The organism is Geobacillus sp. TFV-3, from assembly GCF_009901865.1.
GTDB lineage: Bacteria > Bacillota > Bacilli > Bacillales > Anoxybacillaceae > Geobacillus > Geobacillus thermoleovorans_A.
Map to the genome: position 1 here is coordinate 2,167,550 of NZ_MPSP01000001.1, position 11,681 is coordinate 2,179,230.

General features: G+C 54.5%; 7 protein-coding genes. All 7 read right to left on the reverse strand.

The features are described 5' to 3' along the window. Window positions 1-26: 26 nt before the first annotated feature. Window positions 27-974 (reverse strand): tRNA (adenosine(37)-N6)-dimethylallyltransferase MiaA, encoded by a 948-nt coding sequence (gene miaA / locus BJQ97_RS10935; protein ID WP_160156593.1) that lies wholly within the window; start codon window positions 972-974, stop codon window positions 27-29. A gap of 480 nt (window positions 975-1,454) precedes the next feature. Next, window positions 1,455-3,152 carry a methyl-accepting chemotaxis protein gene (locus tag BJQ97_RS10940; protein WP_160156594.1) on the reverse strand — a complete coding sequence of 566 codons (1,698 nt, stop codon included), beginning with the start codon at window positions 3,150-3,152 and terminating at the stop codon, window positions 1,455-1,457. Window positions 3,153-3,375: 223 nt separating this feature from the next. Next, window positions 3,376-4,725, reverse strand: a complete 1,350-nt coding sequence (locus BJQ97_RS10945) for an MDR family MFS transporter (RefSeq protein WP_160156595.1) — start codon at window positions 4,723-4,725, stop codon at window positions 3,376-3,378. Window positions 4,726-4,999: 274 nt separating this feature from the next. Next, entirely contained in the window at window positions 5,000-6,025 is a 1,026-nt protein-coding gene (locus BJQ97_RS10950) for a C40 family peptidase (protein ID WP_160156596.1), read from the reverse strand. 209 nt (window positions 6,026-6,234) lie between these two features. After that, a complete protein-coding gene (mutL, locus tag BJQ97_RS10955; protein ID WP_160156597.1) occupies window positions 6,235-8,127 on the reverse strand; it encodes a DNA mismatch repair endonuclease MutL in 1,893 nt (630 codons plus the stop codon). A 14-nt stretch (window positions 8,128-8,141) separates the two neighbouring features. Continuing rightward, window positions 8,142-10,850: a DNA mismatch repair protein MutS gene (mutS, locus tag BJQ97_RS10960; RefSeq protein WP_160156598.1), complete on the reverse strand. Its 2,709-nt coding sequence runs from the start codon at window positions 10,848-10,850 to the stop codon at window positions 8,142-8,144. A 96-nt stretch (window positions 10,851-10,946) separates the two neighbouring features. Beyond that, window positions 10,947-11,495 carry an outer spore coat protein CotE gene (locus BJQ97_RS10965; protein WP_160156599.1) on the reverse strand — a complete coding sequence of 183 codons (549 nt, stop codon included), beginning with the start codon at window positions 11,493-11,495 and terminating at the stop codon, window positions 10,947-10,949. Window positions 11,496-11,681: the final 186 nt, after the last annotated feature.

Below are 11,681 nucleotides of genomic sequence, written 5' to 3' on the forward strand. Positions count from 1 at the left end.
CTCCTCTTTTCTCTCTAAGGATATAATTATATATTCGCTTCAAGTTGAAGCTTTCCTGCTACATAGCGAGAAATTTCCTCCGCCTTGGCGGCGAACTGCCCGGCGTCGGTCATGTCAAACCATTTCACCGGCATTTGATTGCGAAACCAAGTGAGCTGCCGTTTCGCATAGCGGCGCGAATTTTGTTTCAGCTGCTCGATCGCTTCATCAAGGGAAACGCGACCGTCAAAATAGTCGTACAGCTCCTTGTAGCCGATGGCTTGCACCGCCTGGCAGTCGCGCAGGCCGCGGTCATAAAGCGCCCTCGCCTCTTCGATCAACCCTGCGGCGATCATCTCATCGACCCGCTCGTTGATGCGGCGGTAAAGCGCCTCCCGCTCCGCCGTCAAGCCAACGATGGCCGCCTCATACAAAAGCCGCTTTGACTGCCCTTGCTGCCACTCGCTGAACGGCTTTCCCGTGCAATGATACACTTCTAAGGCGCGGATGACGCGGCGGATGTTGTGCGGATGAATGCGGGCCGCACTGATCGGATCAACCGCCTCGAGCCGCCGGTGAAGCGCTTCGGCTCCTTGCTCGGCCGCCAGTTGTTTGAGCGCCCGGCGGTACGCTTCGTCGGAAGGGGCGGCGGAAAATTGGTAATCGTAAAGGGCTGCCTGAATGTACAGCCCCGTGCCGCCGACGATGATCGGCAACCGGCCGCGCGCCGAAATCTCGGTGATGAGCGCACGGCAAAGCCGCTGAAATTCGACGACGGAAAACGGTTCGCACGGCTCTTTAATGTCAAGCAAATGATGTGGAATCCCTTCCATCTCATCCGGCTTCACTTTCGCCGTCCCTATGTCCATTCCTTTATAAATTTGCATCGAATCGCCGCTGATGATCTCCCCGCCCAGCTTTTTCGCCAAAGCGATGCCGAGCTTCGTTTTGCCGACCGCCGTCGGCCCGACAATGACGACGACTTTTTCGGCCATGGTGCGTCACTGCTTTCTGTTGTTGGACTTGTGTCAACCATCATTATACGTGAACTGCTCCCACTTCGCTTTGCTTGAAGTGGGAGCTTCTCAGTTCCACGACGAAAGCAGCCTTTCGTCTCCCTGAGCGTCACTTCGGGTCGTTCCAACCCTAGGGCTTTTCCTTGTCTTCGCATTGGATATTCTCCATGCAACCCTCTATATCCCGTTCACAAAGAACATGATATACATTAATTTTATCATGTGTTTTGGCTGATGCCAACCGACATTCATCTTCCGCTTATCGCTGGGCTGCGCCCTTCACGCGCCTGAAGCGGAAGTCTTCTTTCGGAACTATGATAAAAACGCCAACGCATGGAACCATTTCTTTCATACGTTTTCGCCATCCGCCAATCATTTTATACATGGCAACGCGAAAAATCGCCTTTCTTCCCTTTCGCCATAACCATATGAAAAAATGAACGCCATAAAAGGCGCTCATCATAATGAAAACTTGTTGACAATCGCCTGCAAATCGTCGGCCATTTTCGAGAGCGACGCGGCCGAAGCTGAAATTTCCTCCATCGAGGCCAGCTGTTCCTCAGTCGCCGCCGACACCTCCTGCGCACCAGCCGATGTCGACTCGGCCACGTCGGCGACAAGCCGGACGGAGCGCACCATTTGTTCTGAAGAAGAGACCATGTCGCTGACCGCGGTGGATACGGCGCGGATTTGCGCCGCAACTTCGTCCACGGCGGAACGGATGCGGGCGAACGTTTCACCCGAGGCGCGAATAACGTTCGTTCCGGCCGCCACTTCGTTGACGACCGATTCCATCGATTGGACGGCATGAACCGTTTCTTCTTGGATGGCGGCGATCAATTCCGCGATTTGCTGGGCCGATTGGGCCGATTGCTCGGCGAGCTTCCGCACTTCGTCAGCGACGACGGCAAAACCGCGCCCGTGCTCGCCGGCGCGCGCCGCCTCAATGGCGGCGTTTAAAGCGAGCAAGTTCGTCTGCGCTGCGATGCTGCGGATTGCTTCGATGATCGAGCCGATTTGCTCGGAACGGTGGCCAAGTCCTTTAATGAGGTCAGCCAGCCGCTCGACCGTATCGTTCACTTTGTTCATTTGCGCGACGCCCGCCTCGATCGTTTGCCCGCCCTCAGCCGCTTGCCTTGACGCCTCAGCAGCGATGGCGGACACGCTTTGCGCCCGTCCGGAAATTTGCTCGATTCTCTCAGACATCGAATCGACGGCGGCGGACGTTTCTTCCACGCTTTGCATTTGCTTGTCCATGCCGGAAGCAACGCTCTGTATCGTCATGGCGATTTGCTCGGTCGCCTTGCTCGTCTGCTCGGCGCTCGCTGCCAGCTCCTCCGACGAAGCGGCGACTTGCTCGGCATTTTGCGCCACTTCCTGGAGCACTTCGCGCAAGTTTTTGGCCATTTGTTCAAACGAAGCAGCCAGCTCGCCGATTTCGTCGCGGTTGCGAACCGAGAGCCGCCCGTCCGTCAAATCGCCGGCGGCGATCCGCTTTGCCGCTTCCGACAGCACCAATAGCGGGCGGGAAAGCGAGCGGCTGATGAAGTAGCTGACGGCCGCTCCAGCCGCCGCCGTCAACAAGCCGACGATGATGATCAGCCGCTGGACAGCTGCCGCCGATGCGCTCGCATCGTCATTCGCCTCCTTCATTTCCCGCTGCTGGAGAGCGACCAATTGATTCACCTTTTCATCAAATTGGGTCGTTAAGTCGCGCCCTGTTGTGGTCACAAGGGCGATGTACTGCTCCGGTTTGTTTTGCGCTTTTAAGTCGAACGTTTTTTGCCCAAGTTCGTAAAACTGCTGTTCAAGCAAATCGAGCTCGGCAAGCAGCTGTTTCGTTTCTTCCCGGGCCAGCTCCGCCTCAAACGTTTTGCTTATTTTCTTGTACTCCTCATGCACTTTTTCAAAGTTTTCTCTTGACGTCTCATCGCCGGTCAACAAATAGCCGCGCATGCTGCCGACCTCGCGGCGGATCAATACTTCAAGTTCTTTGGCATTGACAAGTTTCGTCACCCGTTTGTCGATCACATCGGTGTATGTACGATCAAGAGTCGAAATCTCGTAATAAGAAAACCCGACTAACAACGCGATCAACACGTAGACGAGGCCGAAGCCAGCCAACAGTTTTTTGCGCACGGTCATTTTCATGTTCATTGGCAAGTCCTCCGTCTGTGAATCAGTAATGTTGTTCCATCTACATTATCGGATGATAACAGCCAATGTTTAGTATATTTTTTTGGCTCTTTCGCCATCTTGATGAAAAGGTCTGTTTCATTGGGAACATCAACTGGATTTTCTCAATGGGCCTCCTCTTTCACCGTAAACTCGCAAGAAGCGCAAACAGGCCGCACCCATGCTGCTTTCCTGCTTTTTCGCCTTACGCCGTTCCTTCCGGCTGCCACGTGTCTCGGCCGGCTTCGGCTTCATCATGAATGAAAAGCGAGGTGACAAGCGCCGCGATGCTGCCAATGAGTCCGAATAAAAACAAATGATGGATGCCGGCCATAAACGTCGGCGCCTTCGTCAAAAACGCTCCCATGACGGTCACGCCGATCGCCGTGCCGATATTGCGGCAAAACATAAAAAAGGATGTCGCAATTCCTTTTTCATGAGCGTCGGCAAGCTGCTGCGAGCCGATGACGCCGACGGTCGACGTCAACCCGAACGACAGCCCTTGAACAAACATGATGAGGAAAACGTACCAAAACCCATGGCTCTCGTTAAGCAGTGCAAGAAGCAAGCCGGACGCAACCAGTAGCACATTGCCGATGATGAGAAGCGGACGGTAGCCATAGCGCAAAATCCATTTCCCGGCCGGCACGGCGGCAATCATCCAGCCAATGGACGAGCCAAGCAAGGCAACACCGCTTATAAATACGGACAAATGGGCGACGTTTTGCAAAAAGAGCGGGATGTAACTTGACGTCCCAAACAGCGCAACGCAACTGACAAAGCCGTTAATGTTCATCCATTTGAGCGTCCGGTGCTGGACAAGCGACAGCGGCACGAGCGGAGACGGCTGCCGTTTTTCGAAAAAGTAAAACGCAACAAGCAAGAGCGCGCCGGCCGCCCCGTACCACCATCGCCCTCGCGCAACGACAGTGACGAGCAAAAGCAAACTGACCGCCGCCGCAAACAACGCAGCCCCCATGTAATCGACCGCCGCCCGCTTCGGTTCATATACCTCTTTATACGGAAGCAGCGTCACAAGCGAGAGCAAGCAAATGGGAATGTTGACATAAAAAATCCAGCGCCATGTCGCGTATTCGACAAACAGGGAGCCTAAAAGCGGCGCCAAGACGGCGGAAATGCCCCACATGGCAGTAAAAAACGCCTGTATCTTTCCGCGCTTTTCCACCGGAAACAAATCGCCGGCGATAATGGCCGGAAACGGCATCATAAACCCTGCGCCGACCCCTTGTACGGCGCGGAACACAACGAGTTGCACCATATTTTGCGACAAACCGCAAAGAAGCGAGCCGATCAAAAATAAAATGATGCCAAAGCTGAATACGTTTTTGCGGCCAAACAGGTCGGACAGACGGCCGGCGATCGGCGACAGGACAGTCGTGGTAATCATGTATGACGCAAACGCCCAGGCGTACAAAGAAAACCCTCCAAGTTCTTTGGCGATGATCGGCATCGTCGTGTTCATGATCGTCGTATCCATCGAGGCGACAAGCATAGCGAGCACGATGCTCACCATCACGGACAGGCGGCTGTTCATACCAATGGCCTCCTTTTTGATCACCTATGAATATTTTATTTTACATGATGAATCATCATGGCACCAAATGATACGCGCCAGAAAGTCGGACTATTTGTGGTTGTTGCGGTTTTTGTCACCTTAAAAGCAGAAAACCTCAAAACCGCTAACCCGTTCTCCGAAGCATCATCCTGCTTCTTTTTTGGATTCGGCTTTCACTCGCATGAACAACAAAAAAGCTGTTCACCGAAGCGCCTGAGGCTTCGCACGAACAGCTGCGTTCATCGTCTTGCATTTAGTTGATGACCCGAACCGCTTTTACATACCGCGTTTTCCAATAAGATGACGTCAGGGACGAATACGCAACGCCCAACGAAACGGTCGCGTTGATCATTTGCCCGTTGCCAGCGTAAATGCCGACATGGTTGATCGACCCGTTTGAATCGGTGTCAAAAAAGACGAGATCGCCTTTTTGCAACTGGCCAAACGACACCGTTCTTCCCGCTTGCGCCTGAGCGGTGGATGTGCGCGGCAACGAAATGCCGGCTTCGCTGAAGACGCGCATCGTAAACGATGAGCAATCAAACACATCGGTGCGCGACGGGCTTGCTCCGTACAAATAACGCGCCCCTAAATATTTTTCCGCAATATCGATGATTCGGTCGGCAAGCGATGCAGACGACTCGGCAACAGCCGAGTTGGCGGCCGATACTTGCTGCTTGGCTTCCCGGACATCAGCCGTTCCGCCCGCCACTTTAATGGCTTGGCCAATGCGGATGGTGTTCGGGTTTGTAATTTGCGGATTCAGCGCCAATAGACGGTTGACCGTCGTTTGAAACTTGTTCGCAATTCCCAACAGCGTATCCCCCGCCTGCACGATGTACCGGCCGCTTGTCGGCACGGCTGCCGGCTGCACATTGTATGTATTGGAGCGTTCCTGTCCCCCTGCTACTTGCAGCTTCTGCCCAGCGCGAATGAAGTCTGGATTCGCAATGCTTGGATTGAGCTTGAGCAGCGCATCCACAGTCGTGCCAAACTTGAGGGCGATTCCGCTTAACGTATCACCGGGCTCGACCGTATATGCATTCAAAGAAGTTTCGTTCGATTCATTTGGCTCATGGACGCGCAATACTTGTCCGGGAAAAATCAAATCCGAAGACAAATCGTTTTCTTGCTTTAACGCTGCGACCGTCATGCCGGATTGCCGGGCAATCTTCCAAAGCGTATCGCCTTTTTGCACCGTATAGCTCGCCGCCGATGCCGCGTGGCCGGCCAACAAGGAACCGATCAACGTGCTTGTCAATACCACTGTTTTTTTCATGCTGCATCCCCCTATGACGTCGATGTATCCATCTTGGTGTATCCATGTTTATACAAAATTCGCTATCACTCTACAAAATTCACCATGTATGCCTGCACATGAGCCATTATAGTAAAATCAAAGCAATCCGTCTGTAACAGAAAGAATAAAAGTAGATTACAAAACGATTACAAAAAGCGCCCCCTTTGTCGCGCAAAAGGGAGCGCAGGCTACATTACCCGTTTAAATAGTTTTTCAATTTCATATGTCGAAAAATGGACGATGATCGGCCGGCCGTGCGGACAAGTAAATGGGTCCGTCGTCTGCCGCAGCGCCTCAAGCAAAGCGAACAGTTCATCCTGGCGCAAATGTTGGTTTGCTTTAATGGCGCGCTTGCAGCTCATTAAGATGGCCGCTTGTTCGCGCAATTGCTTGATGTCGACCGTTTTTGCCGCCAACACTTGTTCGATCATTTCCTCGATGATTTCCTTTTCTCTCCCTTTCGGAAACCACGTCGGATGGGAGCGAACGAGAAACGCCCGCGGCCCAAACGGCTCAAGAAACACGCCGCAGCGCGCCAGCTCATCGCGGCAGGCGGCGATCCGCTCGTACTCGTCGGCTGGATATTCAAACATCAACGGAACGAGCAGCTCCTGCACTTCCTTCGTGGCTTCGCCGAGTTTTTCTCGGAAATATTCATAGTTGATCCGCTCTTGTGCCGCATGTTGATCGATCATATACAACCCATGTTCGTTCTCGGCCAAAATGTACGTCCCATGCAATTGTCCGATCGGATAAAGCGGCGGCAGGCGATCGGCCGCCGCTTTATCCGCCTCTTGCCCATCTGTCGTCAAGCGGAGGGCGCGCCGTTCTTCTCCCGCCTCTTCCTCCTGCTTTCGCTCGAAAACGGCCCCATGTTCATCCGGTATGCCCCATTCATCCGTCTGCACAGCCGCGGATGGCTGCTCAGCCGGTGCGTCACCGGTTAGCGGCGCAAGAGGGGCGGTCGCATCTTCCCCGCGGCCGATGCCGCTCGATAAGACAGACGGCTCGCGGACGCGATGAGTGAACGTCCAAGCCGCCTGCTCCGCCTTTGGTTTTGCCATCTTGCTGTCGGCGGATACGGACGGAATGAGCGTCCGCTCGCGAAATGCTTGGCGGATCGCGTCCGTCACGAGCTCATTCAGCTCTGCTTCTTTGCTAAAGCGGACTTCGAGCTTTGACGGATGAACGTTGACATCGACAAGCACCGGATCCATTTCAATGGATAAAAACACAATCGGATAGCGGCCGATCGGCAAGAGCGTATGGTAGCCAGCTTCAATCGCTTTCACAAGCGGCACGCTGCGCACGTAGCGGCCGTTGACAACAAGCGAGATGTAGTTGCGCGAGGCGCGCGTCACATCAGGCGGCGAAATGTAGCCGCGAACGGTAAAATCGAGCGATTCCGCTTCGATGGGGATCATTTGTCTCGCCGTCTCGGCGCCGTAAATAGCGGCGAGCACGTGCCGGACATCGCCGCTGCCATTGGTGGCAAGCAATGTTTTGCCCTGGTGGCGGAGGCGAAATGATATGTCCGGATGGGCGAGCGCTAGCCGGTTGACGACGTCGGCCGCATGGCCGAGCTCGGTGTGGATCGTTTTCATATATTTCAAGCGCGCTGGGGTGTTGAAAAACAAGTTCGATACGGTAATATCCGTCCCTTTGCGCCCTGCCGCCCGCTCGCGGGAGACGAGTGCGCCGCCTCGAAGCACAAGCTTCGTTCCCGGTCCGCTGCCCGTGCCGGTCGTCAGCTCCACTTCGGATACAGAAGCGATGCTCGGCAGCGCCTCACCGCGAAACCCGAGCGTGCGGATTCGGAACAAATCGTGCTCGTCATGAATTTTGCTTGTCGCATGGCGTTCAAAAGCGAGCAAGCAGTCGTCTTCCTCCATGCCGTCGCCGTTGTCGCTGACGCGGATTTTCGCCATTCCCGCTTCTTCAAGCTCGATGTTGATGACGGTACTATGGGCATCAATGGCATTTTCTACCAACTCCTTGACGACCGAAGCCGGCCGCTCGACGACCTCGCCGGCGGCGATTTTGTTTGCCAGCAGGTCATCGAGCTTGCGGATGCGTCCCATCGGGCCTCCCTCCTTTACTTGAGGAGCTTTTGCAGTTCATACAGTTTGTTGAGCGCCTCAAGCGGCGTCATCTCGAGCAAATTGATCTCTTTCAGCGCCGCGAGCGCCTTTTTCTCTTTGTTTGAAAGAGGCGGCTCCACAGGCGCCGGAGCAAGGTCAGGAAACATACTCAGCTGCTCAAACGCCGCTTCCGTCAAAACGCCCTCCCACGCCGCGCCGGCTGACGGACGGGAGGCCTTCTCGCGCTCAACCGCGCGGCCAACGTCTAACGCTTCGTTCCCCTGAAAAGCCAAACCCGCTTCCACCAAAGCGCCATCGTCCATCCTGCCTGCGGCGGCTTCCTGTTTTCCCGCCGCTTTCTCCAATTCCGCTAAAATGGCCCGCGCGCGTTCAATGAGCGAAGCCGGCAGCCCGGCCAGCTCAGCGACGTGAATGCCGTAGCTCTTGTCAGCCGGCCCATCGGCGATTTGATGCAAAAAGACGACTTTGCCATTTTCCTCGATGGCGCGGGCATGGACGTTCGCAAGCCGCGGGAGCGAATGCTCCAAGGCGGTGAGTTCATGGTAGTGGGTGCTAAATAGTGTTTTCGCGCCGATATGGTCGTGAATGTACTCAATAATCGCCTGGGCGAGCGCCATGCCGTCGTACGTCGATGTGCCGCGCCCGATTTCATCAAACAAAATGAGGCTGTTTTGCGTCGCATGAGCGATGGCGTGGCGCGCCTCCAACATTTCGACCATAAACGTGCTTTGTCCTGCCGACAGGTCGTCAGCAGCGCCGATGCGGGTGAACACTTGGTCAAAAATAGGCAGCACCGCCCGCTCGGCGGGAACGAAACAGCCGATTTGCGCCATGACGGCGGTGAGCGCCACTTGCCGCATGTACGTGCTTTTTCCAGCCATGTTTGGTCCAGTGATGAGCAGCATTTCCCGCTCGCGGTTCATGCAACAGTCATTCGGCACGTACATTTGCGCGCCGAGCACTTTTTCGACAACCGGGTGGCGGCCGCCTTGAATCACCAAGACGCGCTCCGTGGAAAACTGAGGACGCACATAGCGATACTCGTCGCTGATCGTTGCGAATGATTGAAGCACATCAAGCTCGGCAATGACTTTCGCCAACGTCTGCAGGCGCGGGATGTATTGCTTCACTTGCTCGCGAATGGCGACAAACAGTTCATATTCGAGTTCGATGCTTTTTTCTTCCGCCTCCAAAATGAGCGCCTCTTTTTCCTTCAACTCCGGGGTGATAAAGCGCTCGGCATTGGCGAGCGTCTGCTTCCGCTCGTAACGTCCTTCCGGAACAAGGGGGAGATTGGGCTTTGTCACTTCAATATAGTAGCCAAACACTCGGTTGTAGCCGACTTTGAGCGATTTGATGCCGGTCGCTTCGCGCTCTTTCGCCTCAAGTTCAGCGATCCACGCTTTGCCGTTGCGGCTCGCGTCGCGGTAGCGGTCGAGCTGCTTGTCATACCCGTCTTTGATGAGGTTCCCTTCTTTGACAGAAAGCGGCGGCTGTTCTTGAATCGAGCGCTCGAGCAAATCGACGAGCTCTTCGCACGGGTCAAGGCGCTCGCACAGCTTGTCCGCTTCAGCGAGCGGCAGCGCGCCAACAGTCTGGCGGAGCGCCGGCACTTGAAGAAGCGACTTTTTCAGCTGCACGAGATCACGGGCGTTGGCGTTGCCGTAGGAGACACGGCCGACAAGGCGCTCAATGTCGTAAACGCCGCGCAGCCTGTCGCGCAGCTCCTGCCGTTCAAAATAGCTCGTTTTCAACGTTTCCACAAAATCGAGGCGCCGTTCGATTTCGCGCCGATCAATGAGCGGCCGGTCCAGCCATTGTTTTAAGAGCCGCCCGCCCATCGCTGTCACCGTTTCATCCAAAAGCCATAACAACGAACCTTTCCTTCCTTTTGATCGCACCGTTTCGACCAATTCCAAATGCAGCTTGGAATGTCGGTCCATTTTCATATAGTGGTCAACTTGATACAACTCAGCCGGCTGCAAATGATCGAGCCGCCGCTTTTGCGTGCGCACAAGGTAATGAAGCAAGCGGGCGACGGCCGTCCGCAGCTTTTCTTGCGCCACGTGGCCGATGACGCCGTTCCATTCGTCGCATAGCGATGTGTCGTCCTCATAAGAGACCGCCGCCTCGTACCGCTCTTTCAGCTCGCGCACCCACTCTTCGCTGCTGTCTGTGGCAACGATGATCTCCCGCGCTCCAACGGCGTGCAACTCGTTCGCCGCTTCCTCCCACGAAGAAAGAAGTGTCAACCGGACCTCACCGGTCGACAAATCGGCGTAAGCCAATCCGTATGTACCATCAGCAAACGGCGTGAGCGCCGCCAAGTAGTGGTTTTCCTTCTCGGTGAGCCCTTTGCCTTCCATGAGCGTCCCCGGCGTGATGAGCTGCACAACTTCGCGGCGAACGACGCCTTTGGCCGTTTTCGGGTCTTCGATTTGTTCGCAAATGGCGACTTTATATCCCTTTTCGATCAACTGTTCAATATATCCTTGCGCCGAATGGTACGGCACCCCGCACATCGGCACCCGTTCATCGCCGCCATCGCGGCTTGTGAGCGTAATTTCCAGCTCTTGCGCCGCCTTGATGGCGTCGTCAAAAAACAGTTCGTAAAAATCGCCAAGCCGGAAAAATAAAAACGCGTCCGGATATTGCGCTTTAATGTGCAAATATTGCTGGATCATCGGTGTGTACGATGGCATCGCTTCTCCCCAACCTTTTCGGCCCGAAGGCTCGTTGATTGCGCTACTATTATAACAAGCGGCAAAAGAAAAAACTAGGAAAGAAATTTCCTAGTTTTATTCTTCTTCGCCAAGCAGCAAATCTGGGCTTAAATCTTCTAATTCTTCATCAAGGTCGTCCTCGTCGCAAAAATCATCGTCCTTGCCGCAGCCTTCCGGATTGATGGCAACGCACACCTTCGTTTCGCCGATCACTTCGGCGACAAACTCCCGCTCAACATCGACAACGATTTTATTGCCGTTTGGCGAAATCGTGCACTCGAGGCAGTTCGGCTGCTGGAGGACGCGGACGATCACATCGGTGTCGTCGCTAATCAAATGGTCTTTATCACGATATTTTAATTTGACGACGTCCGTATACGACACCGTTTCAGTGACAACTTCAGTTTTTGTATTATGGTTGTACGAATACCAGACGTTGATGTCATAATGGCCGTGAATTTCGACCGTTTTATCGCATTTTTTCGCTTCATAGCGATGGTTGATGATCCAGCAGCCGAGAATGCTTGACGGGCGGTTCGGCGCCGTCACCGTATGGGTCGATTGCGTAAACTTGCGGCCTTTGCCGACAACGGCTTTCGTAATAATTTCTCTGTATTCAGACATCGAACGGAACCCTCCTCAAATGAATCTTCATTTCATCCTATGCGCCATCTCCGCTAATGTGCACAGCAAATGAATGATTATTCCGTATAGTTCATTGTATGCGCCTGCTCCGTTCGATGTGCCTTCTTTTTTGCCGGCAGGCAACCGCCCGCGGTTCGGGGAAAGGGAGAGCGCGCCCATAGGAAA